Origin of the sequence: Corynebacterium sp. Marseille-P8863 (genome assembly GCF_946902955.1) — a bacterium.
In the GTDB taxonomy this organism is placed as follows: Bacteria; Actinomycetota; Actinomycetes; order Mycobacteriales; family Mycobacteriaceae; genus Corynebacterium; species Corynebacterium gottingense.
This window is the reverse complement of record NZ_CAMPQC010000001.1, coordinates 29,548-53,357: the sequence shown is the minus strand read 5'-3', so window position 1 is coordinate 53,357 and position 23,810 is coordinate 29,548. Positions and strand designations below refer to the sequence as shown.

Below are 23,810 nucleotides of genomic sequence, written 5' to 3'. Positions count from 1 at the left end.
CACTGGCCGCCCTAGGTCCTTCAGATGTAGAAATATGCGGGAGGTCGAAAAACGAGATTTGAATCTGAATGGCTGCGGAAACAATCCATATGGATTGACATGTTCCTGTTCCTGCGGATCATTCAAATCGACTGCGTAGGATACCGTGGGTGCCTGTCCGAACGTGCTGGCTTGAGCGGGCGAAATGAATGAGATGATGGTTAAAACGCAAAAACTCATTGCACTCGCTTGCTCATACCGAGAGTCTTATTGGGTAGTGGCCTACTGCGGATGCTCCTCGCTGTAACGCAGCAAGGTATCCGCAACAATCAGGACTCCAAGCTCAGCTTCGTCACGCAGCTGTGCTTCGGAGTACGCAACGCCCTTGATGATTCGATGCTCAGCGTGGATAACACTCGCAGTCTCTTGGTCCACGCGGAAGACCACCGGCCACAGCGCACGATTATTAAAGTCGCTGATCCAATTGAGGTCCTCTGCTTTCGGCTGACGCGCCTGGATCATCCCACCAATACCAATGTTCGTGTCCTGATCAACGATGTAGATAGGAACCCCATTGACCTTAGTAAGCAACCCACCAGTCGACAGCTGCGAGCAGCTAAGCCCCAGAGAGGAGAGTGCCTCCCCAATAGATTCGACGGATGCTTCACGCAACGTCGGCTTCTTCTTTCCAAACAATCCCATGGACTTACTCCGTTCCTTCAAAAAGAGCTTCGATCTTTCCCAGCGCGTCGAACCCGACCTGCAAGCTGGCGTCGATGAGCGTGTCCAGCTGGAATTGGGACACACCTTGGGTGAAGTTGAAGTGATTGCGGAAGACAACCGTCCTGCGTCCCTCGATGACATTAGGAACCACTTTGCCGAATGCGAGGTTGTCGTTCGTCGCATTGATAGCGTTCATTGCCGCAAGCTGCTCGCCTGACGGGATTGTTTGAGAGGACTCAATGCGGACACTGAAATATTCACCCTCGGGAACGAAGATGGCAACACCTTGCGGAAATTGGGCGCCCCAATCGCCGTTGTCCTCTCTCGCAGAAATCTGCAACGTATTCAGAGACTTGACGAGCATAGGGACAGAGAAGGTCGTGATGTCTTTGTATGAACTCATTTTGCTCCTGCCGAGTTAGGTGTTGATGAGACGTTTGGGGTCAGGTGAGTCGTTCTCTTGCCCAGGAGTCGCCCCTATTCCCGCGCTTCACTGGAGCCATCCGCGATGATGCGCCCTAGAGATCCGATGATGACTGCGGTAATTAAGTATCCGCTGACCGCATAATTGAAAAGGCCGCTACACATCTCATCGCTGAGAATGTCGTAGATCAGAAAAACCGGGGCTAGTAAAACCATCACGACTAAGAAACGGAATGGAGAAAGCACCTTTCGCTTCACTGAAAGGTGGACAAGGTACCCCATTGCCATGATGCATAAGGAGATGAATATCGCGACCGCTGCGCCAAAGACCATATAGATCATATTTCTCCCTGAATTCATCTGGGGGTGGCCACCACAACCTGGAACAACTGGCGCGCCAGACCTACGATGAAGTCCCAGCTAAAACGGTGTTCTAGCTGGGGTTTTGGTGGAGCCGCCTGCGAGAATCGAACTCGCGACCTTTTCATTACGAGTGAAACGCTCTGCCGACTGAGCTAAGGCGGCCGGACAACGCACAAAGTGACGCTGTACCGGAAAGTGATTGTAGTGCAGAAACCAGCAAATAATAAACCAGCAGGTCAGCGCACGCCGCAGGCGATGCGCAGGTGACCGATCATGCCGTTGAACGCCACGGTCGGCGTCACGGACTGGTGCAGGCGGGCGCGACACTGCGCGATCGCGTCCTGGCAGGCGACCAGGCCGGCGGCGGGCACGCGGTCCGCTACCTCGCGGGCGAGTGGCTCGAAGTCGGGGTGCGTCAGCGGGACGTCGGCACCCGACTGCACCACCAGCGCATCCCGGTACACGCCGGCGAGGTCCACCAGGACCAGGTCGAAGACGTCGCGCTTGCGCCGGGTGCCGCGCGCTTTCTGCCGCGACTCAAGCTCCTTGATGGAGCTGGCCGCCCCGCGCAGCGCCTTCGCCGCGCCCTTCCCCTTCGCGCCCATGCCCAGGGCCTGCTCGAGTTTGGCGCGCTCGGCGGCATCTTCCTCTGTGTAGGCGTCGACAGCTTCCTTCTCAGTCGCCTTGACCAGCGCCCCCACCGCTTGGAACGCCTGTGCGCCGTGGAAAATCAGCTCGGCCAGGTTGATCGCGCGGCCGCGGCGCTGCTGGATGTCCGGGTTGCGCACCAGCAGGCGCGCGCGGCCCACGTGGCGCAGCGAGGTCGCCGCGGCCAGGCGCGCGTCGTGCTCGCTCGCGCCCTCCTCGTCCATGAGGATGCGCACGAGCTCCGACTCGGACGGCGACGGGATATAGAGGTGCCTGCAGCGAGAGCGCAGGGTTTGCGAGAAGTCCTCGGGGTCCGTCGACGGCGCGAGCATGATGATCACGGTGCGCTCCGGCGGCTCCTCCACCGTCTTGAGCAGGGCGTCCGCGGCGGCCGGGTGGAGGCGATCCGCGTTCTCGATGATCAGGACGCGGTGCGAGGCCACCGTGGGCATTCGGGCCGCCTGCGCCACGATGTCCCGGATGTACTCGGTTTTGATGATCAGCTCCTTGGGCACCACGTGCACCACGTCGGCGTGCTGGTCCGCCAGCGCGTCGCGGCACCCGGCGCAGCGGCCGCAGCCTACCTCGTGCGGGTCCGTGCACACCAGCGCCGCGGCGAACGCCATCGCGGCCTGCGAGCGCCCTGAGCCCGGCGGGCCCGTGAACAGCCAGGAGTGGGTCATTGCGTATTGGTCCGCGGGAGCGTCGATAAGCAACTGCTCGCGCGCAGACGCTGCGGCGAACAAGATGACGTCGCGCACGTGGGGTGCGTCGGCGAGGCGCTCTGCGACGCTGCGTGGATTGGCTGGCTGAGTCACGCTGCTCTAGCCTACTAGTTCGCCCCCACAACCACGATGAACGCTAAGGTGATAGGTCATGGAGAGATTCTGGCACGGACTGCGTTGGGTGTGGGGCACCTCATGGCCCCTGTACGCCGCAACCGTGCTTGGCACCAACGTGCTCGGCGCCGCCGCAATCATGTTGTTCATCAGGTACTTCATCCCCATGCCGGAGACCGATGAACTGGCGCTGCACAGCTCCACGCTCGGCCTGATCGGGCTGGTGTACGTGGTGTTCGCCGTGATCGTGGGCATGGTGGTCACGTTCTTCCTCTTCCGGCCCGTGCTGGAATGGCAGCGAAGCCCCGAGGACCACGACCCAAACATGGTGCGCCACCTGGTGCTTCGTCTGCCGGTGTTGCAGACGATGATCGTGGTGGTGGTGTGGCTCATCGGTATCGCCATCCTCGCCGTGATCACCGCGCGCACGAGCGGCCCGTTTGCGCTGGTCATTTTCATCGCGACCTCCATGGCCTGCTTCGTTACCGCCGTGCTCACCTACCTGCAGGCTGAGCGCCTCGTGCGGCCGATCGCCGCCACCGCGCTCGCGCGCCGCTTCGAGGACTCCACGCTGGAGCCGCCGATCAAGCAGCGCCTGTACATGACGTGGTTCACCACCTCCGCGGTGCCGATCCTGGGCATCGTCCTGCTCTTCGTTGCGCAGGCGCGCGGCTTCTTCACCGATACCCCGGGCGAGCTCGGGCCAGCCGTCTTCGCGCTCGCCATCTCCGCCCTGGTCACGGGCGCGTTCGGCACCGCGTTTGTGATCATGAGCGTGGTCGACCCGATCAAGGAGCTGCAGGACGCCATCAACAGCGTGCGCCGCGGCGAGACGAATACACAGGTGGACATTTACGACGGCTCCGAAATCGGCGTCCTCCAGGCCGGGTTCAACGAGATGATGCGGGGCTTGCGCGAACGCCAGCGCGTCCGCGACATCTTCGGCCGCTACGTGGGCAGCGAGGTCGCCCAGAAGGCACTCGAGGAAAAGCCGGAGCTGGGCGGCGAGGACCGCAAGGTCGCCGTCGTGTTTGTCGACGTCGTCGGCTCCACCACCTTTGCCGTCGACCACACCCCCGAGGAGGTCGTCGCGGCGCTGAACAAGTTCTTCGAAATCGTCGTCGAGGTCGTCCACCGCAACAAGGGCGTGATCAACAAGTTCCAGGGCGATGCGGCGCTCGCCGTCTTCGGGGCCCCAGTTTCGCTTCACGACGCCACCTCGCACGCCCTCCAAGCAGCCCGGGAACTCCGCCAGGAGCTCGGCGGGCTGGAGCTCGAAGCCGGCGTGGGCGTCGCCTCCGGGCACGTCGTGGCGGGCCACATCGGCGGCCACGACCGCTTCGAGTACACCGTGATCGGCGACGCCGTCAACGCCGCCGCCCGCCTCACCGAGCTGGCCAAGGGCGTCCAGGGCCGGGTGCTCACCAACGCATCGACCCTGCGCGCCGCCAACGAGGTCGAGCAGCAGCGCTGGACCCTCATGAAGTCGGTCGAGCTACGCGGCCGCAACAAGATGACGCAGCTGGCGCGCCCAGTGCGCTCCACCATGGCGGACCGGTACTAGGCAGGTTGTTGCTTGGGGGATGCTGGGCCCCCTGTGGCCTCCTAAATGACGAGAGTGCGTAAAATTTCCCGCACCCAGCCCTATTCCCCCAGGTCGCCCCCCCTCCCGGCTCCCCCGCGCCGAGCAAATCTGTCACTGTCGGTCCGGCGCGGTGAGCCCGTGGACGAGTAGCAGCTGGCCGATCGACCCCGCCCAGGAGACCGCGGCGCGCGTGCCGCGCTCGCCAAGCCACGCCGGGAGGCCCGCGGCGCGGCACACCCGGGCCGCCACGCCGGAGTTGGTGAGCAGGCGCAGCCCCTCGGCGGCGACGAGCAGATTCGCACCGTGGCTTAACCCCTCCCGGGCCGGGTCGATAGTGGTCGCGTTCGCATCGGCGCGGAAGGCGGGGTCGTTCGCCAGCGCGGCAGTCGCAGCCACCGCCGCGCCGCCGAGCAGCGTGGCAGGCAGCAGGCGGCGGTCCGCCCGGGCCGCGACCACACCACCAGCGGCGACGACACCAGCGGCCGCCGCGGCGCCGCGCTTCCCCACCGTCGCGCCGCGCTGCACGAGCCGCGGGATATAGCCGGCCTGCGCGCCGACCAGGGCCGCAACGCCGAGCGCCGACGGGCGCGTCGGGGCGCGGTGCTGCTCGAAGGCGGCGACGGCGGAGGCCAGGACGGCGCAGGTCAGGACAGCGTCGGCGCCGGAGGCAGCGCCGCGTCCGCCCTCCCGGTGCAGCGGGAGCGCTACGAGCGCGACGCGGGAGGCGGGCTCGGCGACCAGTGCGGCCCTGCGCGAATCGGCGAGGTGGGCGATGCCGGCGGCGTCCGCGCACCCGGCCCACGCGAGGCGGGCTGGGGTGGGGTTGGTGTGGGGAAGCAGGGCGTCGACAAGCGCCTCGGCGCCCCGGAGCGTGCGGGTGAACATTTACTTCTTCCTGGAGCCGGCCTTGACCACGCGCTTGGTGGTCTGCGTGGGCTTCTTCACCGTCTTCTTCGCGCGCTTGGTCGCCTTCTTCTTGGTGGCCTTCTTCTTCGTGGCCTTCTTCTTGGTTGCCTTCTTCGGGCCCTCTTCGGCCTCGCGGGCGCGGCGGGCGGAGAGCAGCTCATTTGCGCGCTGGTCGGTGACCGTCTCCGGGGTGTCGCCGCGCTGCAGCGACGCGTTGGTCTCGCCGTCGGTGACGTACGGGCCGAAACGGCCGTCCTTGATGGTCATGGGTTTGCCGGAGACGTCGTTGTCGCCCAGCATCTTCAGCGGTGGCTTCGCGGCGGCGCGGCCGCGGCGCTTCGGCTCCGCGTAGATGCGGCGGGCTTCGTCGAGGGTGATGCTGAAGATTTGGTCCTCGCTGGCCAGGGAACGCGAGTCCGTACCCTTCTTCAGGTACGGGCCGTAGCGGCCGTTCTGCGCGGTGATGACCTCGCCGTCTGCCGGGTCCGTGCCCACCTCGCGCGGGAGGCTCAGCAGCTTCAGCGCTTCCTCGAGCGTGACCGAGGCCGGCTCCATGTCCTGGAACAGGGACGCCGTGGCGGGCTTGAGCTGCTCGTCCACCAGCTCGCCCATGCGCTTTTCCTTCTGCTTCGCCGCGGTCTTCGTGTCCCAGTTCTTCTTGCGCTTGCCCTCCTCGGCGCGCTGGGCGTCCTCCTCGGCGCGCTCGGCGGCGATGACCTCCTCGGCGTGCGCTTCGGCGGTGGCGCGCTCGTCGTCACGCACAAGCTCGGTGACGTACGGGCCGTAGCGGCCCTCCTTGGCCACCACGGTGCGGCCGTTGGCCGGGTTCTCCCCCAGCTCGCGGCCGGACTGCGGGGTGGCGAAGAGCTTCTCCGCCATCTCGAGCGTGATGCCGTCCGGGGTGGAGGCCTCCGGCAGGTTGGCGCGCTGGTAGTCCGGCTCGCCGTCGGCGGTCACGCCCACCTGGCGCTCGATGTATGGGCCGTAGCGGCCGACGCGCACGTTGATGTCGCGTCCCTCCGCGTCCTCGAAGAGCTTGAGCGAGTTCACCTGGCGCGCGTCGATGCTTTCCAGGTTGGCCTCGATGATGTGCTTGAGCCCGCCGCGGCGCGCGACGGCCTCGGCCATGTTCTCGTCCGCCTCGGCGTCGCCGAAGTAGAAGCCGGTGAGCCACTCGGTGCGGTCCTCGTTGCCGTGCGCGATCTCGTCCAGCTCGTCCTCCATGGAGGAGGTGAAGTCGTAGTCCACCAGCGCGTCGAAGTTGTTCTCCATGAGCCCGATGACGGAGAACGCCACCCAGGTGGGCACGAGCGCGTTCCCACGGGTAACCACGTAGCCGCGGTCCTGGATGGTCTTGATGATGCTGGCGTAGGTGGACGGGCGGCCGATGCCCAGGTCCTCCATCTTTTTGACCAGGCTGGCCTCGTTGTAGCGCGACGGCGGGTTGGTGGTGTGCTCGTCGGCGCTGAGCTTCGTCGCGTCCAACACGTCGCCCTTGGCCAGCTGCGGCAGGTGCGTCTCCTTGTCGTTGGTGTCGGAGTACGCGCGCAGCCAGCCCGGGAAGGTAATGGTGCGGCCGGTGGCGGTGAACTCGGCGCGCTCGCCGCTTTCCGCCTCGCCGGCGACGGTGACCTTGGTGGAGTTGCCGCGCGCGTCCGCCATCTGCGAGGCCACGGTGCGCTGCCAGATCAGCTCGTAGAGCTTGAACTCCTCCGCGTCCAGCGACCCGCCGAGCTGGCCGGGGGTGGCGAAGCGCTCACCGGCGGGGCGGATCGCCTCGTGCGCCTCCTGCGAGTTCTTCACCTTGCGGTCGTAGGTGCGCGGGGACTTGGACACGAAGCTGTCGCCGTACACTTCGGTGGCCGCGGAGCGCGCGGCCTGCAGGCCCTGCTTGGACAGGGAGGTCGAGTCCGTACGCATATACGTAATGTGGCCGTTTTCGTACAGGCGCTGCGCGATGCGCATCGTGCGCGCGGACGTGAAGTGCAGCTTGCGCCCTGCTTCCTGTTGCAGGGTCGAGGTCATAAACGGCGCGTGCGGGCGGCGGGTGTACGGCTTTTCCTCCACTGCGGTGACGCGCATGGGGCGGTCGCGGAGGCCGTCGGCAAGCGAATTGGCCTTTTGCTTATCGACGACCACCGCCTCGCCCTTCAGCCGCCCCCGATCATCAAAGTCGCGGCCCTGCGCCACGCGCTGCCCGTCGAGCGTGGCCAGCTTCGCGTCGAACTCGGTCTTCTCGCCCTGCTGCGGCAGCAGTGACGCCGTGATGTCCCAGTACTCGGCGGCGATGAACGCCATGCGCTCACGCTCCCGCTCCACGATGACGCGGGTGGCCACGGACTGCACGCGGCCGGCGGACAGGCGCGGCATGACCTTCTTCCACAGCACCGGCGACACCTCGTAGCCGTACAGGCGGTCGAGGATGCGGCGGGTCTCCTGCGCCTCCACCAGGTCCATGTCCAACTCGCGGGTGTTTTCGGCGGCCTCGCGGATGGCGGACTCGGTAATCTCGTTGAACACCATGCGCTCCACCGGGACCTTCGGCTTCAGCGTCTCCAGCAGGTGCCACGCGATCGCCTCGCCCTCGCGGTCGGGGTCTGTGGCGAGCAGCAGCTTGTCCGACTCCTTGAGCTTGGCGCGCAGGTCAGCGACCTTCTTCTTCTTGTCCGGGCTGACCACGTAGATCGGCGAGAATCCCGCCTCCGGGTTCACGCCCAGCTTCGCCCACGGCTCCTTCTTGTACTTCGCGGGGATGTCGGCGGCGCGGCCCGGCAGGTCGCGGATGTGGCCGACGGACGCCTCGACGATGTAGTCGTTGCCCAGATACTTCTGGATCTTCTTCGCCTTTGTCGCCGACTCCACGATGACCAGGGTTTTGCCGTTTCCCGCCACGCTTTGTGACACCTCGCTCTATTTACTCGATTCGCACCTATATATATGTACTGATGCGATACATGCGCTTTCTCGCAGTATATGCATACACCCGGCGGGCGCGCCTAAACGCCGAATCTCAAACACCAACATTTGTAGCAGACCCGAGATCTCGCAGTCCCCGGCGCATGCGCGTATCGTAGCGGGGAGCATACGGCAGCGCCGCGCCCATCGCACCGCTGCGGCAAGCCCGTGACCAGGCGTTTTGAGAGGAGGAACCCCATGGAGATGTTCGACCCGTTCATCAACTTCCTCCACATGCTCATGGGCACCCCATTGTTCTACCCCCTCGTCACGGTGCTCATCGTCGCCGACGCCCTCGCGCCGATCGTCCCGTCCGAGTCCGTGCTCAACCTGTCGGGCGCGTTCGCCGGCTCGCAAGGAGTGCCGGATGTAACGGCCGTGATCGTCGCCGCGATCATTGGCGGCATTATCGGCGACAACATCTGCTTCGCCCTCGGCGGCCGCCTCATCGGTTATGTCGAGCGGCTCGACGCGGAGTCCAAGGCCGGCCAGGCGATCCTCTGGGTGCGCCGCAACATGAACCGCGGCGCGGGCGCCACCATCATCGTCGCCCGCTTCATCCCCTGGGCCCGCTGGGTAGCCACGATCGTGCTCGGCTCGGTGCGCTTTAACTGGTTCGCCTTCGTCATCTACGACACGATCGGCGTCATCGTCTGGGCTATCCTCTCCGTGGGCATCGGCTACGCCGGCGGCGCGCTGTTCTCGGATTTCCCGCTGCTCGGCATGGTTGTGGGCGTGCTGCTCGGCTCGCTCGTCGGCTTTGGCGTCCAGAAGCTGCAGGGCAAGCTGTTCGACTGGCGCGACGAGCGCCGCGGCGAGTCCTCGCTGTAGGGGTGTAGGGCTGTAGGGAGGGGCGCCTGCGCTCGCCGGGGCAACAGGGCGGCCAGCCCGCGGCGACGGCGGGGACAGCGCTCTCGACACCCAGATGACGAGAACTGGTTGACGAGGATGCGACAAATTCCGCGTCTTCGTCACCCTGTCCTCGTCAAACAGGCCAACCCCCACCCCGCCGGCACACATTTTGTCGTTTCACCCTCGTTTCACCCGGGGGTTAAGTAAAGAAAAGTGTGTCCGCATGCCACCATAACCCCAGACCACACACCACAAATCACCAAAGAATAGCTCCCCGAAAGCTATTACCCACACCATCCCGCACCTCCGGCCACATTTGTGCTAACCGCACACCGGTTGGATTAAAGGATGACCACCAACCGCCCCAGCTGCCCACTATGCGGCAACAACACAAAGAAAAACGGCACCACCAGCAAATCAACCACCCGTTGGCGCTGCACCCACTGCGGACACTCCTTTACCCGCAACACCCAAACCCACAACAAAAATACCGCCACCATGGCTTTGTTCATCCAATGGGCCACCGGCACCCAATCTCTAACCACCTTCGCCGCACACCATGGCGTAACCAGGCAAACCATGCACCACCGATTCCGATGGTGCTGGTGGATCATCCCCACACCCACCATCGACTCATTCCGCATCCATGACCAAATCTTCCTCGACGCGACCTATCTAAAGTCCGGATGCCTCCTGATCGCAGCCAGTAAAACCCACGTCATCAACTGGACCTGGGCCAGACACGAAACCACCGCCGCCTACACCGAACTCCTACGCCCCATTGCCGCACCACTAATCGCAGTCACAGACGGCGGACAAGGTGCCCAATCAGCCATCCACCACTGCTGGCCAACAACACGCATCCAACGCTGCCTCGTCCACGCCCAACGAACAGTCCGCCGCCACACCACCAGCAACCCCCGCACCGATGCCGGCAAAACCCTCTACCGCCTAGCCCTGAAACTCACTCGCATCACCGACCTTGACCAAGCATCCACATGGGTCGCCCACCTGCACGAATTCGACCACACCTACCGGGAATGGATGAACGAGAAAACCACCATCAAAGACCCTGCTACCGGCGCCTACACCAAGGTCTACACCCACCAACGCGTCCGAGCGGCCTATCAATCATTGCTATCTCTGCACCGCAGAGACCTGCTGTTTACCTACCTGCAACCCCCACCAACAACCATCGACCCCGACAACCTTGCAGCAACAACAAACAGCCTCGAAGGTGGCATCAACGCCCCCATAAAAGAACTAGCCCGCAGACACCGCGGACTATCACTACCGCATCAACGCACAGTGATGGATTGGTGGCTGTATCTACATACAGAAGTCCCTGACGATCCGGTCAAGATCGCCAGGGACCAACGATGGGGTCAAGACGCACTTTCCACAGCAACAGACCTGATCACCCACAACACCACAGCCACTACCAATGACATCGGTGCACCAGCAGAATACGACACCGCCATCGACACCAGCTACCAACACAACCTCGGCATCCAAAAAGGCTGGATCAAATAACCGCAACACGCCCGGAAAAGACACACTTTTCTTTACTTAACCCCCTAACTCAGTAGTTAGGGGTGCTCGCTGCCTTTATCCGTGCGGCCGCTTCGGGCGAGGGGCCTGTAACAAAGTGGATGTACAGTTTTTCTCCCTTGTAGCGGGAGACTCTTTCCGCAGGTCATGTGGCATTCCCGGGATTTTGACGCGTTAGCGTCGAAAAAAAGAACATGGGGGTACCTACCTACGGCAAGACCTGACTAGCCTAGCAACCAGCTAAAACATGTCCAAATCCCTGCTCAGAAGCATAGAGCTGAGGTGTAGGGTCGGCGCCATTCAGGGCCGACCGACCTCACTAGCCGCACCTGCTGGCTCACACACTCACCTGCACAGCTCCACAATCCCTCCTTGTAGTACTTTGATTAGGCTTACCTTGTTCATATAAGCTTGCTCCCGTTAAGATCATGGACTTTCACGCGTCAAGGAGGGATGCATGGCTATCTCTACCCCGCATGCGCAATCCCCTTCTCAATCACACCTGGGGCCTCGCGCGGACGCTACTGCGGACGCTTCTGCCAGCGCTCCATCAGGTAAAATCCCGCGTCGCCTCGTCGGCCTCGGCGTCCTTTTCCTCCTATTGCTCGCCAGCATCGTTGCCAGCATCGTGTTTGGATCACGGCAGATCCCTTTTGGAGAAGTGTCCGCCGTGTTCCGCGATCTCGGCACGGCGTTCGGCCACGCGGAGGGGCTGAATGTGGATCAGCGCGTGATCGTCGAGCTCCGCATTCCCCGCACCCTGTTGGGCCTAGTCGCCGGTGCTGCCCTTGGCGCCTCCGGTGCATTGATCCAAGGGCACACGCGCAACCCTCTCGCGGACACGGGCATTCTCGGCATCAACTACGGTGCGTCCCTGGCCGTGGTTGCCAGCTTCTCCTTGCTGGGTGTGACGTCCGTGTGGGCTACCAGCATGTGGGCGTTCGGTGGGGCCATCGCTGCTACTGCGTTGGTGTTTAGTTTGGCGTCCATAGGAGGAGGACAGGCCAATCCAATGACGCTGGTCCTCGGCGGCGCGGCTTTGTCCGCGGTCCTCAGCGCCATCATCAGCGGTTTTATCCTCACTGACGATGCCAATCTGGATCGCATGCGCTTCTGGACCGTCGGCTCCATCGCGGGCCGGGATCTCACCGTGTTCTACGGCGTGCTGCCGTTTATCCTGGTGGGCCTCCTGCTGGCGTTCATCACGGCACCGCAGCTAAACCTCCTGAATCTGGGCGATGACATCGCCTCCGGACTGGGCATCAACACCCAGCGCGCCCGCCTGATTGGCATGGCTCTGATCGCACTGCTGGCCGGTGCCGCGACAGCTGCCGCCGGCCCCATCACCTTCATCGGCCTGGTGGTCCCGCACCTCGTGCGCGCCATCACGGGCCCTGATTACCGCTGGATCCTCCCTTACTCTGCCCTGACGGGTGCGGTGATGATGCTGTTCGCAGACGTGGTGGGCCGTCTGATCGCTCGTCCGGGCGAGTTGCAAGTAGGCATCATCCTCGCGTTCGTGGGCGCGCCGTTCTTCATCGCCCTTATTTATCGACGCCGGGTGGTGGCCATTTAATGAGTTCCCTCCTTGCCCGCCCTACCTCTTCCACTATCCCTGGGCGCCCGCCATTCCGCGTGGGCTCATTTTCTGTGGTCTGGCGCCCTCGCGCGTTGACGGTGTCTCTATTGCTGCTCGTGGCGATCGTCTTGCTAGCGGCGGTCTCCATCGGCCTGGGTGACTATCCTGTGTCCCCGGCTCGTGTGCTGGAGGTGCTGTTCACCGGCCAGGGCACCCGCATTGAGCGTCTGGTGGTTTTGGATTGGCGCATGCCTCGTGCGCTGACGGCCATTCTGGTGGGCTGTGCGCTGGGATTATCCGGAGCCCTCACTCAGTCCGTGACTCGCAATGCGCTGGCCAGCCCGGATATCTTGGGCTTCACTACGGGCGCGTCCGCGGCCGCGGTCACCGTCATCACTCTGGGTGGTGGCGCTGGTGGTTTCCTCGGCTGGCTCAGCAGCATCGGCATTCCCTTGGCCGCGGTGCTTGGTGCGGCTGTCACCGCAACGGTGATGTGGGCTCTGGCGTGGAGGAGATCGACTGATTCCTTCCGGCTAGTGCTGTTCGGCATCATCATCTCTGCTCTGTTGACCTCGTATATCAACTTCCTGATGATCCGCACGGAGTTGCGCGATGCCGCGGCCGCGCAGTTCTGGCTTACTGGCTCCCTGAGCACTGCGGACTGGTCCAAGATGTGGCCCATCGCCATTGTTGTGTTGGTGTTTACACCGCTGCTGGCCTGGATTGGTCACCAACTTTTAGCCACCTTGCTGGGCTCGGATACTGCACGGGCTTTGGGACAAAACGTCCAGGGTGTGCAGGTGCTTCTGCTCGCCGCTGCCGTGGCTTTGGCAGCAGTGGCGGTCTCGGCCGCTGGCCCCATCGGGTTCGTCGCCTTCGTGGCCCCACAGGTGGCGCTGCGCTTGTGCAACTGCTCTGCACCACCGCTTCTGGCCTCTGCGCTGACCGGCGCTGCGCTACTCCTGCTGGCAGATATCAGCACCCAAACTCTTCTGCCCGTAGAGCTGCCGGTGGGCATTCTCACCTCGGCAATCGGCGGTGCGTTCCTTATTTATTTGCTGGTCCAACGGAATAGGTCAACCACGGCATGAGAAAAGATCCCACCCTGGAAGTTAGCAGTGCCGCGAACAAAGAAGGACACATGACTCAGAAGCACAGCATGAGCGCACGCGGCCTCGCCGTGGGCTACGGCGACCGGACGGTCATCGAAGGCTTGGACGTGGACTTTCCTCGCGGGCAGATCACCACAATCATCGGCCCCAATGGCTGCGGCAAATCCACGTTGTTGCGAGCCATGTCTCGTCTCCTTCCGGCGAATGAGGGCGAAGTGCTGTTAGACGGCGCCGATATCTCATCCATCAGGCGCAAGGACCTCGCACGGACCATCAGCGTGCTGCCACAAACCCCTACCGCCCCGGAGGGACTCAACGTGGCTGATCTCGTCTCGCGCGGTCGGCACCCACACCAATCGTGGATCCGTCAGTGGTCGTCCACGGACGAAGCCGAGGTGCACAAGGCGCTGGAAATGACTGGCTCGATGGGGCTGGCGGAGCGCACCCTGGATTCTCTGTCCGGAGGGCAGCGGCAGCGTGTGTGGATCTCCATGGTTCTTGCGCAGAACACGGACATCCTGTTCCTGGACGAGCCCACCACCTACCTGGATCTGGCCACGTCGGTAGAGATTTTGGAGCTGGTGCAGCGTCTACGCCGAGAGCTGGATCGGACTGTGGTGATGGTGCTGCACGATCTCAACTTGGCTGTACGCTACAGCGATAATCTCGTGGTGATGAAGGATGGACAGGTCCTCGCCACCGGGCGTCCCAGCGAGGTCATTACCCCAGAGCTACTGCTCGAGGCGTTTGCCCTCAACGCGCTAGTCATCGAGGATCCTGTCACCGGCGGTCCGCTGATCGTCCCCAAGTGACGATCAGGGCTTAGTCCTCCATCAGCTCCTGGGCGGGAGTCTTCTTGGACTTCCGCCAGTTGATCATCGCGGAAATCACCACCGGAGTCACAGACACCAGCACGATGACGATGGCGATCATGTCGATGCGATCCGCAATGCCCGGGATATCCCCCAGCAGCACGCCAATGCCGACCATGCTGACAATCCACAGCACTGCACCCGTGACGTTCCATCCCACGAACTTCTTGTACGGCATCTCCGCGGTACCAGCGGCCACGGGAATGTAGGTACGCACGATCGGGATGAAGCGCCCCAGTACCAGAGCCAACGGCCCGTACTTCAGGAAGAAAGCCTCGGCTTGTTCGAGGTGCTCGGTTATGAGGATCTTGGCGTCGGGCTTAAACAACTTGCGGCCAAAGCGGTGGCCGAGCCAGAAACCTACCTGGTCGCCCAAGAACGCCGCGACGATGGCCACGCCCACCAGAATCGGAACGTTCAAGCCCAGCTGATCGCGCAAGATTGCCGCGGTGACCAGCATGGAATCGCCGGGGAGGAACGGGAAGAGCACGCCGGATTCAATAAAGATAATCAGCGCAATGCCGCCGAGCGCCCAGCCGCCAAAGTTCTGGAGCAGGGTGGTGGCGTCCATGAGGTCGCTTAAGTGCACAGGGAATCCCTTCTAGAAAACAACTGGTCTATTCTTACCCCGGTTTCTGACCGGAATACAGGCAGCTCGCCCCTAGCGTGCATCCGTTATCCCCATGAGTGCCCGTCCCCTAGCCAGCAACAGCAAAACCGCCCCAGCACGTTCATGCGGGGCGGTTCGGCAGTTGATTCAGACTACTTCGTGGCGTCTGCCAACGGCTGCTCGATCTTGTCCAGCAGGTAGTTCAGGCTCAGCACGGTCTGCCATCCGAAGGCCTTTTCCAGGTCGCCTTCCAGGTAGACACTGTGTCCGTCCTTCACGGCGGGCAGCTTGCCCACGATCGGATCCTCGGTCACAGAAGCCTTGCTCTGCTTCGGAGAGTAAGACAGTTGATCCCACACCAGCACGTCAGAGTTGATCTGGTCTGCGTTTTCCTTGGAGACCTCACCGTAGAACTTGTCCTTGGTGATGCCCGCGTAGGCCGGGTTGATCTTGAATCCCAGCTCGGTGAAGAAGCGGCTACGCGGATCGCCCTCGGCAAAGACAGCCAGGCTCTCGTCGGAGACAGTGGCCACGCCGAGTTCCTTTTCGGCCCATTCTGGGTGGCGGCCCTTGAGCTCTGCGAACTTCTCCTTGACCTGCTCCACCTGGCGCTTTGCCTCTTCAGGCTTGCCCACGGCCTGCCCGATCTCTTCCGTGGTCACGTCCCATGGTTGCTGTAGTTCTTCGTATTCGCCCTTTTGTACGACGACAGGGGCGATCTCAGACAGCTTCTTGTACGTGTCTTCATCGATGTCCGAGTACACGGCCACGATGAGGTCTGGATTGTCCTTGGCGATGGCTTCCGCGTTGACTTCTGTGTCCTTGTCGATCCGAGGAGTGTCGCCCTCGATCTTGTCATTGGACCAGTTGCCCGCAGCCTGACCATCCGGGGTCATTCCGTCCCAGTACTTCACGGAGACAGGAGTAACTCCCAGCGCCAGCAGTGCGTCCTGATCCGTGTAGCCCAAGGAGACCACGCGCTGCGGGGCTTCCTTGATTTCGGTGGAGCCGTAGCGGTGCTCGATGGTGGTGGGGAATGCGCCCTGCTCGGCGTTGACTGCCTGGGAGTCCCCGGAATTTCCGGACTGGTCATCAGTCGAGCAAGAGGTCAGTGCCGCGCCCAAGGTCAGCACAGCAGCGGTGCTAACGAGAATCTTCTTGAGTGTCATTTTTCTCCGTTGTTACTGGTGACGGATTTCCGCGCGAGGCGTGGCCCGTACACAAAAGGGAAAGGTCAAACCTTTGGTTGGATATATCCAGCCCTATGTCCAAAGAATTCGGTGGCGGTCAGTTCCGAGTTGTCGTCGAGACGAACACGATCCAGAACAATCGCCGGCGCCGGCACGTTGGCACGGGGCGATCCACAGACCACCGCGATTCCTCCCTCGTGAGGGATGGTGACTCGGCCGGGGGTTCCGCCGAAGCGGCCCTGCGAGACGTGCGCGGAAAGCACGCGGACGCGCTGGCCTCGGAATTCAAAGTAAGCATTGGGGTACGGGTCGGACTGCGCCCTGACCAGCAAGGCGATATCTTCCGCAGGTTGGGTGAAATCTATGCGAGATTCCTGCTCGCCGCGCTTGTGGAAGTACGTAGCGCGGGTGGGATCTTGAGGTTGCGCAGTGGCGGTGCCTTGGGCGACGTCACTCAATGCGCGTTCCACGAGGGGCTCGATGAGGTCGATGGTCTTGGCCACGAGATCCGTGGTGGTGTCCTGCGGACCCACGGGGATCGCGCGCTGGGCAACGATGGGTCCGCCGTCCAGCACTTCATCCATCTCGTGCACAGTGACGCCCACGTGAGTTTCCCGGTTCAACAGCGCCCACAGGATGGGCGAAAATCCGGCGTACTCGGGCAGGAGACCATCGTGGACATTCAATGCGCCGTGCTTGGCCAGGCTGAAAACCTCGGGAGGAAGCCAGGTTCGCCAATTGTTGGCCACGATGATGTCTGGTGCAGCATCGCGCAACGCCTCAATGACGTCTTGACCCACGCGCTCAGTGACACACACCTGGAGCTCATGTTCGCTGGCGAGCTCCTCAACGGAGTCTGCCCACATTTGCTCATAAGGGTGATCGCTGGCAGGGTGCGTAACTACCAAAACTACTTCATGACCAGCATTGATGACCGCAGACAACGTCCGGTGTCCCCACGACTGATAGCCGAAAACAGCAACTCGCATGCAGGGGATGTTAGCTTAGGTTTACCTATGTAGTCAATGATGAAAGTGGCGCAATTTTCATGCCAGACTCCCCGGACGTGACCACCCTTCACCGAATCTCGGTGCCCGCGGATGCGGAAGCCCTCGTTTTCCCGGACCCCTACCGCTCGAACGTCGAGCTCACCGAATCGATGTCCACCGTCGATGTGCGCATCCCGGCGCACTCAGCAGTGACCTATAGCTTTCAATCCGGCGAGCTGAAATATCCCGATCCACATAACGCACACGGCGCAGGCCCACAGGCGAGCCTATTGAGCGGCGATTCTGTGGACCAGACACTCTGGCCGCCTCGCTCCCCAGAAGTCATCGCGGACTTGCCCGGCGCACGCCTGTCCATCGACCGGAAGGTATTCGGCAGGCGCTGCACCGCGCGCCTCGATGACCGCGGTGCGGATACCACCGTGGTGTTTTCGGATGGCGATGACTGGATCCATCTGCATGACCTCACGGGCGCACTGGACCGGGCAGTCACGGCAGGGCTTATCCCCCAGATCAACCGCGTCTTCCTGCCGGCAGCCAAAGACCGCAGCGAGGAGTACACCTCCCAAACATTCGCCAGCGCACTGGCCACCGAGCTTCCGCCGATCATCAACAGCAGCCACATAGTCCTGGTGGGGCAAAGCTTCGGCGGTCTCTCCGCCCTGCGCGCAGCTCTTACGGCTTCCACAAAGAGTGCATCGAGTTCTGGAGCTTGCTCTTCGATAGCTACCGCGAGCCCGAGGTTTCCGGGGCCGATGCCGATCCCGACGATGTCGCGGACGGAATTTTCGTGGGTACTGCGCTCTGCGGATGTCTGAGCTTGACGATCGATGATGGTCACTATGGCCTCTCTGTAGGATGCGCCAACCAACTTCTTAGGGTAGGCAATGCAAAGGGTAGGCTAACCTATCTTCTATTGCTCAACAACCCCCTAGCGGGAATTGCTCACCCCGCGTCCGCAAACTCCCAGCTAGAGGCTTCACATCAACTACGTCCTCGGCTACCGACTGGAAGGCCCTCCCCACACACAGGACCACCGTGGTACGCCCGCGGCGAATATCTCTCACCGCACGCGCCACTTTCATGCCCGTCATTGAATCCACTGACGAGACCGGATCAACCATCACCAACATCTCCGGCTCAGCCAGTAGCGCTCGTGCCAATCCCAGCCGCTGCCGCTGACCACCGGAAAGATTGCGCGCACCTTCGGTCAGCTCGTGATCCAATACCCCGGCTGAATGAGCCGCCCCCGGCGCCAGTTCATCGAGCCCTAAGGCGTTAAGAATGTCTACTGCATCCTCCGCCCTGCCCTCTCCAGAGCTCCGCAGCACCGCCTGCCCCACTGTGTCCCCAAACAATGCCGGCTTCCGAGGCTCGGCAAGCACAGCGGAACGCACATCGTCTACCGAGATCTCGCAAATATCGCGCCCCCGGATCCACAGTTGTTGAGTTTGTGGCCTAGTCAGGGAGCCAAGCTCCATCGACTCCCCCGCGACCAACGCATCCACCAGAGCATCTGCCCATGCGGCTGAACAGTGCACCACCGTCAGTCGCCCCTCTGCGAACGCCACGGAAGCCTGCTCTGATCCCTCGACCTCGCCGTCTCCTTCGGCCTCACCGTCTCCACCGCGCATGGAAATGGCAGGCGTGCCAATCTGAGCAGATGGCACGCCCTGCCCCTCACGCAGCCGCTGAGCTTCCGCCACGCGCTGCAGCCTCCGAACGGAAGCCCTCGCCAATCCAATGAAGCGCGGCATTCTGCTGCACTGCCGCATCGGCTCCGCGATAAATTGTGACAGCGCCACCACGGTGACCAACTCCCCCAACGTCACATCGCCGGAAATGGTTCGATAGCCCGCGTACAGGCCCACCGCACTCAGCAACAGCACATTGCTGCCCATCGCCACGGCTTCATAACCTCCGCTGACCCACGCGAGCTTCCGAGCATCCGCACACGCCTCTTCAGATTTACGCGCATATCCACGGTAGGCCGGATGCGCGCCAGCCACTCCCGAGATCACCGGCAGCCCCTGCAGAATGTCGGTCATGCGCGCGGTCACTCGCGCGAGCAGAGTTTGTTGCCGCTCCGCGCGGCGTTCAATGATCTGAGACAGCCGGTGCAGGACTATCAACACCACCGCGCTGAGCACCAACACCACCACTCCCAGTGGCAGATCAATCAGCGCCAGAACAATCGTGCAGAAAATGGCTCCCACCAGCGCACTGATCCCCACCGGGACCACTTCGATGATGTCTACCGCCTGCACCACGTCTTCACCCACCACCGTGGGCAATTCCTGGCGAGGCAGACTGTCCGCATCGTCGGAATGCCCACCATGGCTCACCACCTGCGAGGTGATGCCTGCCCGCAATTCACATACGTTCCGAGCCGACGTAGCCTGCAGTATCCGGAACCCTGTCTGCCAGCTCACAGACACCGTCGCCAGCGTAGCGCCTAAGGCTGCGATTCCACCCACCAGGTGCCACACATTCTCGCTAGCGATAAGACTGTGCGCCAACCATCCCAGTAACACCGCAATCATGGCTTCTGCCACGTGGTAGATGCTCAGCAACAAGCCACTCAGAGCCATCGCGCGAGAATTTTTTCTGACCAGCCCGCGCAGCGTCACCACCTTGTTGTCAGACACGCGCCTGCCTCCCCTGCTCATTCCAGGCGGTCCACATATCGGCATATGTTCCGTTTCTTGCTGCCAGCTCCTCGTGCGTACCTGTTTCCACCACGCGCCCGCGCTCCATCACCACCACGCTATCGGCGGAGGTTGCTTGGCTGAGCCGGTGCGCAATCACCATCGCCGTCCGTCCGCGGATCGCCGCGCGGGCAGCGTCCTCCAAGGACATCGAAAAGGCCTCGTGTGATTGCTGTGTTTCCTCGAGGTCACCGTCATCTTCGGCCGTTGATTCGTCAAGAATGACGACGCCAGCCCGAGACAATGCCACCCTGGCCAGCGCCAGACGCTGTGCCGCCACCGCATCTACGTGCAGGCCCCCTTCGCCCAGCATTGTGTCTAAGCCCTGCTTGTCGCCATGGGACAAGGATGTGCACCAATCTTCCGCACCGGTTCGGCGCAGCGCATCCCATATTTCTGCGTCGCTGGCACCTTCGGCTGCCAGCAGGAGATTATCGCGCAAACTCATCGCGAAGACGTAGTTTTCCTGGGAGGCAACGCAAAAGATCGAGCTTCTTTCTTGCGCACTCATTCCCACCACGTCGCACCCCCCAACGGTGATCACACCCGGCTCTGCCATCTCGAGGGTTCCAGAGACAATTTCCGCAACCGTGGACTTGCCAGCTCCCGATCCGCCGACCACGCATACCGTGCACCCCGCAGGGATGTGGAACGCCAAGTCATGCAAGATCTCTGGGCCATCCTCGTACCGATAATTCAGGCCCTTGACCTCTACAGCTGGACTCTGCCGATGCGAGGAGTAGTCATCAATCGGCTGTGGCGTATCCGCACCCGCGGAGCGAATGAGTCCCACGATGCGCCCCAAGGCCGCCCCGCTGCGCTGCAGTTCATCAAAGGTGAACAGAATCGTGCCGATCGGCACGAACTGACGGTGGAACAGAATCAACGCTGCCGAGATCTCGCCCACCGTCACCGCATCTTCGCGGAAGAGCAACCAGCCTACGACAGACAGGGCTGACAACCCCATGAACTCCGCGAAGTTCTCCCGCGCCACCAGCCCGGAAAACACACGAAACGCAGCGATTGATTCGTCCCGCGAAGCCTGCGCGTAGCGCCTGGTGAGACCTTGGCGGCTATCCACCAGCCGATGCGAACGAACCGAACGAATGCCCTCCATAGAACCTTGCAAGGAACCGATGACACCGGCTTCTAATTCGCGTTGGCGTCGATACAAAGGGGCAGAACGAGGAAGATACCATCGCAACCCCAGCGCATAGAACGGAATCCCGCACAGCCCCGCCAACGCGAGGCGCCAATCCAACCCCGCTATTCCAGCGCTGGCCACCACGACCATCACCAGCGCGCTGAGGGTCGATGGAACCGACTTGCGGGCACTGCTCACCAGCGCGGCGACATCCGCACCAACTCGGCCCAGCACCTCTCCCCGGCCCAGGGACTCCACCGTGGTGGAAGGCAGATTCAGCACCGCGGCGACGGCGCGCTCACGCAACTTCGCAACTACCTGGGCAATCGTCACACCCGTCAGCGCCTCCGCAAGGCCAGCGACAACGGCAGTACCAACACACGCCACGGCAGCCCACACAATCACCTTCAGCACGCCAGACTTGCCGTCACCGGCGGCTACCGCATCGATGACGCTGGCCAGCAGATAAATGGGCACCAGAGAGAGCAAGGCACCGGCGAAAGTGAACAGCACCGCACTAATTGCTGGAGTTGCGGTGCGACGGAGCAGGCGGCCAATCTCCGCAGCGGACTCACCAGGCAAAGCAGTGGGAAGTACGGCACTCACTTAAGCGTGAGACTTTCCTGCCGGTTGCAAGGTGGTCCACTCGCGGTCGATGAACTCCATCGCCTCGTCCCGCGATACCCCGCCGTCTACGCCACGGGAAGGGTCTCCCAGAGCCACGGTCCATCCGTCTGGCACGGCGGCGAACGTAGGCCACAACGAGTACTGTCCCTCGTCGTTGATAAGGGCGAAGAAGCTGCCCTGTTCGTCATCAAACGGGTTGCTAGACAACACGCGCTCCTTGTCTCATGATGCGGAAATAACGGGTTTATGGGCTGCGTTGGCCAAAGTGGTGGCACAAGTGCAGCAAGCGTGAATTAACTTAGCATAACCTAATATGCAGCTTTTGAGGGTTAAGTAAAGAAAAGTGTGTCCGCATGCCACCATAACCCCAGACCACACACCACAAATCACCAAAGAATAGCTCCCCGAAAGCTATTACCCACACCATCCCGCACCTCCGGCCACATTTGTGCTAACCGCACACCGGTTGGATTAAAGGATGACCACCAACCGCCCCAGCTGCCCACTATGCGGCAACAACACAAAGAAAAACGGCACCACCAGCAAATCAACCACCCGTTGGCGCTGCACCCACTGCGGACACTCCTTTACCCGCAACACCCAAACCCACAACAAAAATACCGCCACCATGGCTTTGTTCATCCAATGGGCCACCGGCACCCAATCTCTAACCACCTTCGCCGCACACCATGGCGTAACCAGGCAAACCATGCACCACCGATTCCGATGGTGCTGGTGGATCATCCCCACACCCACCATCGACTCATTCCGCATCCATGACCAAATCTTCCTCGACGCGACCTATCTAAAGTCCGGATGCCTCCTGATCGCAGCCAGTAAAACCCACGTCATCAACTGGACCTGGGCCAGACACGAAACCACCGCCGCCTACACCGAACTCCTACGCCCCATTGCCGCACCACTAATCGCAGTCACAGACGGCGGACAAGGTGCCCAATCAGCCATCCACCACTGCTGGCCAACAACACGCATCCAACGCTGCCTCGTCCACGCCCAACGAACAGTCCGCCGCCACACCACCAGCAACCCCCGCACCGATGCCGGCAAAACCCTCTACCGCCTAGCCCTGAAACTCACTCGCATCACCGACCTTGACCAAGCATCCACATGGGTCGCCCACCTGCACGAATTCGACCACACCTACCGGGAATGGATGAACGAGAAAACCACCATCAAAGACCCTGCTACCGGCGCCTACACCAAGGTCTACACCCACCAACGCGTCCGAGCGGCCTATCAATCATTGCTATCTCTGCACCGCAGAGACCTGCTGTTTACCTACCTGCAACCCCCACCAACAACCATCGACCCCGACAACCTTGCAGCAACAACAAACAGCCTCGAAGGTGGCATCAACGCCCCCATAAAAGAACTAGCCCGCAGACACCGCGGACTATCACTACCGCATCAACGCACAGTGATGGATTGGTGGCTGTATCTACATACAGAAGTCCCTGACGATCCGGTCAAGATCGCCAGGGACCAACGATGGGGTCAAGACGCACTTTCCACAGCAACAGACCTGATCACCCACAACACCACAGCCACTACCAATGACATCGGTGCACCAGCAGAATACGACACCGCCATCGACACCAGCTACCAACACAACCTCGGCATCCAAAAAGGCTGGATCAAATAACCGCAACACGCCCGGAAAAGACACACTTTTCTTTACTTAACCCTCACCCGGGCACCCCGGCTGACCGGGCAGCGGGCCCAAAAATACCCCGCTTCCGGGGTCACCGGCAGCGGGGGCTCTTTGGAATGCGGGCTTACAGCGCGCGCACCTGCTGGGCCTGCGGGCCCTTGGCGCCCTCGCCCACCTCGAACTCGACCTGCTGGTTCTCCTCCAGGGTGCGGAAGCCGGAGCCCTGGATCTCGGAGTAGTGCACGAAGACGTCGGAGGAGCCGTCGTCCGGTGCGATGAAGCCGAAGCCCTTTTCTGCGTTGAACCACTTAACAGTTCCGGTAGCCATGGTGAAACCTTTCACGTAAAACTTGAGTGAGATATGTTTGGTCGTCCACCAGGACCATCTCGGGGTTCCTGGCGCCCGCGTCAACGATCCTCGCGAGCACCTTTGGAGGGCGCACACAAAATCTGTGACCGTGCTCT

20 protein-coding genes, 1 tRNA gene and 2 pseudogenes are annotated in these 23,810 nt (G+C 62.1%); 8 read left to right on the top strand and 15 right to left on the bottom strand.

Features of this window, described 5'->3' with window-relative positions:
• Positions 1 to 261: 261 nt before the first annotated feature.
• The 5 genes from OVO38_RS00270 to OVO38_RS00250 all read right to left on the bottom strand — a co-directional run bounded on the left by OVO38_RS00270 (position 262) and on the right by OVO38_RS00250 (position 2,954).
• Positions 262 to 681, bottom strand: coding sequence for a hypothetical protein (locus OVO38_RS00270; protein WP_095275177.1), 420 nt, complete (start codon positions 679 to 681; stop codon positions 262 to 264).
• 4 nt (positions 682 to 685) lie between these two features.
• Positions 686 to 1,105 (bottom strand): hypothetical protein, encoded by a 420-nt coding sequence (locus tag OVO38_RS00265; protein WP_095547727.1) that lies wholly within the window; start codon positions 1,103 to 1,105, stop codon positions 686 to 688.
• Between the two features lie 74 nt (positions 1,106 to 1,179).
• A complete protein-coding gene (locus OVO38_RS00260; RefSeq protein ID WP_267207470.1) occupies positions 1,180 to 1,467 on the bottom strand; it encodes a hypothetical protein in 288 nt (95 codons plus the stop codon).
• A gap of 107 nt (positions 1,468 to 1,574) precedes the next feature.
• Positions 1,575 to 1,650 (bottom strand) — tRNA-Thr (locus OVO38_RS00255).
• A 74-nt stretch (positions 1,651 to 1,724) separates the two neighbouring features.
• Positions 1,725 to 2,954: a DNA polymerase III subunit delta' gene (locus OVO38_RS00250; RefSeq protein WP_267207469.1), complete on the bottom strand. Its 1,230-nt coding sequence runs from the start codon at positions 2,952 to 2,954 to the stop codon at positions 1,725 to 1,727.
• A gap of 58 nt (positions 2,955 to 3,012) precedes the next feature.
• On the opposite strand from OVO38_RS00250, the gene OVO38_RS00245 reads away from it, so the two are divergent.
• Positions 3,013 to 4,539, top strand: a complete 1,527-nt coding sequence (locus tag OVO38_RS00245) for an adenylate/guanylate cyclase domain-containing protein (protein WP_095535188.1) — start codon at positions 3,013 to 3,015, stop codon at positions 4,537 to 4,539.
• Between the two features lie 132 nt (positions 4,540 to 4,671).
• Here OVO38_RS00245 and OVO38_RS00240 read toward each other — a convergent pair whose 3' ends face one another.
• Positions 4,672 to 5,445, bottom strand: coding sequence for a hypothetical protein (locus OVO38_RS00240; protein ID WP_267207468.1), 774 nt, complete (start codon positions 5,443 to 5,445; stop codon positions 4,672 to 4,674).
• Positions 5,446 to 8,358, bottom strand: coding sequence for a type I DNA topoisomerase (gene topA / locus OVO38_RS00235; protein WP_267207467.1), 2,913 nt, complete (start codon positions 8,356 to 8,358; stop codon positions 5,446 to 5,448).
• Positions 8,359 to 8,619: 261 nt separating this feature from the next.
• On the opposite strand from topA, the gene OVO38_RS00230 reads away from it, so the two are divergent.
• From OVO38_RS00230 to OVO38_RS00210, 5 genes are all read left to right on the top strand, one after another.
• The gene (locus OVO38_RS00230) at positions 8,620 to 9,252 is read left to right on the top strand and encodes a DedA family protein (protein ID WP_323746813.1); all 633 of its coding nucleotides are present in this window, start codon (positions 8,620 to 8,622) and stop codon (positions 9,250 to 9,252) included.
• Positions 9,253 to 9,621: 369 nt separating this feature from the next.
• The gene (locus OVO38_RS00225) at positions 9,622 to 10,806 is read left to right on the top strand and encodes an IS256-like element IS3503 family transposase (protein ID WP_011018353.1); all 1,185 of its coding nucleotides are present in this window, start codon (positions 9,622 to 9,624) and stop codon (positions 10,804 to 10,806) included.
• A gap of 475 nt (positions 10,807 to 11,281) precedes the next feature.
• Positions 11,282 to 12,400 (top strand): FecCD family ABC transporter permease, encoded by a 1,119-nt coding sequence (locus tag OVO38_RS00220; RefSeq protein ID WP_095535949.1) that lies wholly within the window; start codon positions 11,282 to 11,284, stop codon positions 12,398 to 12,400.
• Positions 12,400 to 13,494, top strand: coding sequence for a FecCD family ABC transporter permease (locus tag OVO38_RS00215; RefSeq protein ID WP_005325330.1), 1,095 nt, complete (start codon positions 12,400 to 12,402; stop codon positions 13,492 to 13,494). Before OVO38_RS00220 ends, OVO38_RS00215 begins: the two co-directional genes overlap by 1 nt.
• A gap of 50 nt (positions 13,495 to 13,544) precedes the next feature.
• Complete coding sequence (locus OVO38_RS00210) at positions 13,545 to 14,327, top strand: ABC transporter ATP-binding protein (RefSeq protein ID WP_019176090.1); 783 nt, start codon at positions 13,545 to 13,547, stop codon at positions 14,325 to 14,327.
• Between the two features lie 10 nt (positions 14,328 to 14,337).
• On the opposite strand, the gene OVO38_RS00205 is transcribed toward OVO38_RS00210, so the two are convergent.
• From OVO38_RS00205 to OVO38_RS00195, 3 genes are all read right to left on the bottom strand, one after another.
• Positions 14,338 to 14,976 (bottom strand): DedA family protein, encoded by a 639-nt coding sequence (locus tag OVO38_RS00205; RefSeq protein ID WP_005325329.1) that lies wholly within the window; start codon positions 14,974 to 14,976, stop codon positions 14,338 to 14,340.
• Positions 14,977 to 15,149: 173 nt separating this feature from the next.
• On the bottom strand, positions 15,150 to 16,166 hold the full coding sequence (locus OVO38_RS00200; RefSeq protein WP_095535948.1) for an iron-siderophore ABC transporter substrate-binding protein: 1,017 nt from the start codon (positions 16,164 to 16,166) through the stop codon (positions 15,150 to 15,152).
• Between the two features lie 65 nt (positions 16,167 to 16,231).
• Positions 16,232 to 17,176, bottom strand: a complete 945-nt coding sequence (locus tag OVO38_RS00195) for a methionyl-tRNA formyltransferase (RefSeq protein ID WP_005325328.1) — start codon at positions 17,174 to 17,176, stop codon at positions 16,232 to 16,234.
• 59 nt (positions 17,177 to 17,235) lie between these two features.
• On the opposite strand from OVO38_RS00195, the pseudogene OVO38_RS00190 reads away from it, so the two are divergent.
• Positions 17,236 to 17,859: pseudogene (locus tag OVO38_RS00190) on the top strand (enterochelin esterase); the annotation flags it as partial.
• 59 nt (positions 17,860 to 17,918) lie between these two features.
• On the opposite strand, the pseudogene OVO38_RS00185 reads toward OVO38_RS00190, so the two are convergent.
• From OVO38_RS00185 to OVO38_RS00170, 4 genes and pseudogenes are all read right to left on the bottom strand, one after another.
• A pseudogene (locus tag OVO38_RS00185) lies at positions 17,919 to 18,035 on the bottom strand (hypothetical protein); the annotation flags it as partial.
• Between the two features lie 79 nt (positions 18,036 to 18,114).
• The gene (locus OVO38_RS00180; RefSeq protein ID WP_011274125.1) at positions 18,115 to 19,842 is read right to left on the bottom strand and encodes an ABC transporter transmembrane domain-containing protein; all 1,728 of its coding nucleotides are present in this window, start codon (positions 19,840 to 19,842) and stop codon (positions 18,115 to 18,117) included.
• Complete coding sequence (locus tag OVO38_RS00175; RefSeq protein WP_005291902.1) at positions 19,835 to 21,559, bottom strand: ABC transporter ATP-binding protein; 1,725 nt, start codon at positions 21,557 to 21,559, stop codon at positions 19,835 to 19,837. Before OVO38_RS00175 ends, OVO38_RS00180 begins: the two co-directional genes overlap by 8 nt.
• 93 nt (positions 21,560 to 21,652) lie before the next feature.
• A complete protein-coding gene (locus OVO38_RS00170) occupies positions 21,653 to 21,880 on the bottom strand; it encodes an MbtH family protein (RefSeq protein ID WP_011274127.1) in 228 nt (75 codons plus the stop codon).
• 271 nt (positions 21,881 to 22,151) lie between these two features.
• Between OVO38_RS00170 and OVO38_RS00165 the strand changes: the two genes are divergently transcribed.
• Positions 22,152 to 23,336 carry an IS256-like element IS3503 family transposase gene (locus tag OVO38_RS00165; RefSeq protein WP_011018353.1) on the top strand — a complete coding sequence of 395 codons (1,185 nt, stop codon included), beginning with the start codon at positions 22,152 to 22,154 and terminating at the stop codon, positions 23,334 to 23,336.
• A 133-nt stretch (positions 23,337 to 23,469) separates the two neighbouring features.
• On the opposite strand, the gene OVO38_RS00160 is transcribed toward OVO38_RS00165, so the two are convergent.
• Positions 23,470 to 23,673 (bottom strand): cold-shock protein, encoded by a 204-nt coding sequence (locus OVO38_RS00160; protein ID WP_034996968.1) that lies wholly within the window; start codon positions 23,671 to 23,673, stop codon positions 23,470 to 23,472.
• Positions 23,674 to 23,810 lie beyond the last annotated feature (137 nt).

What these genes read in the sequence shown, in the direction of transcription:
- OVO38_RS00200 (WP_095535948.1), bottom strand. Translation starts at nt 16,166, where the DNA reads ATGACACTCAAGAAGATTCTCGTTAGCACCGCTGCTGTGCTGACCTTG.
- OVO38_RS00165 (WP_011018353.1), top strand. Translation starts at nt 22,152, where the DNA reads ATGACCACCAACCGCCCCAGCTGCCCACTATGCGGCAACAACACAAAG.
- OVO38_RS00240 (WP_267207468.1), bottom strand. Translation starts at nt 5,445, where the DNA reads ATGTTCACCCGCACGCTCCGGGGCGCCGAGGCGCTTGTCGACGCCCTG.
- OVO38_RS00230 (WP_323746813.1), top strand. Translation starts at nt 8,620, where the DNA reads ATGGAGATGTTCGACCCGTTCATCAACTTCCTCCACATGCTCATGGGC.
- OVO38_RS00225 (WP_011018353.1), top strand. Translation starts at nt 9,622, where the DNA reads ATGACCACCAACCGCCCCAGCTGCCCACTATGCGGCAACAACACAAAG.
- OVO38_RS00245 (WP_095535188.1), top strand. Translation starts at nt 3,013, where the DNA reads ATGGAGAGATTCTGGCACGGACTGCGTTGGGTGTGGGGCACCTCATGG.
- OVO38_RS00215 (WP_005325330.1), top strand. Translation starts at nt 12,400, where the DNA reads ATGAGTTCCCTCCTTGCCCGCCCTACCTCTTCCACTATCCCTGGGCGC.
- OVO38_RS00220 (WP_095535949.1), top strand. Translation starts at nt 11,282, where the DNA reads ATGGCTATCTCTACCCCGCATGCGCAATCCCCTTCTCAATCACACCTG.
- OVO38_RS00195 (WP_005325328.1), bottom strand. Translation starts at nt 17,176, where the DNA reads ATGCGAGTTGCTGTTTTCGGCTATCAGTCGTGGGGACACCGGACGTTG.
- OVO38_RS00270 (WP_095275177.1), bottom strand. Translation starts at nt 681, where the DNA reads ATGGGATTGTTTGGAAAGAAGAAGCCGACGTTGCGTGAAGCATCCGTC.
- OVO38_RS00265 (WP_095547727.1), bottom strand. Translation starts at nt 1,105, where the DNA reads ATGAGTTCATACAAAGACATCACGACCTTCTCTGTCCCTATGCTCGTC.
- OVO38_RS00210 (WP_019176090.1), top strand. Translation starts at nt 13,545, where the DNA reads ATGACTCAGAAGCACAGCATGAGCGCACGCGGCCTCGCCGTGGGCTAC.
- OVO38_RS00160 (WP_034996968.1), bottom strand. Translation starts at nt 23,673, where the DNA reads ATGGCTACCGGAACTGTTAAGTGGTTCAACGCAGAAAAGGGCTTCGGC.
- OVO38_RS00260 (WP_267207470.1), bottom strand. Translation starts at nt 1,467, where the DNA reads ATGATCTATATGGTCTTTGGCGCAGCGGTCGCGATATTCATCTCCTTA.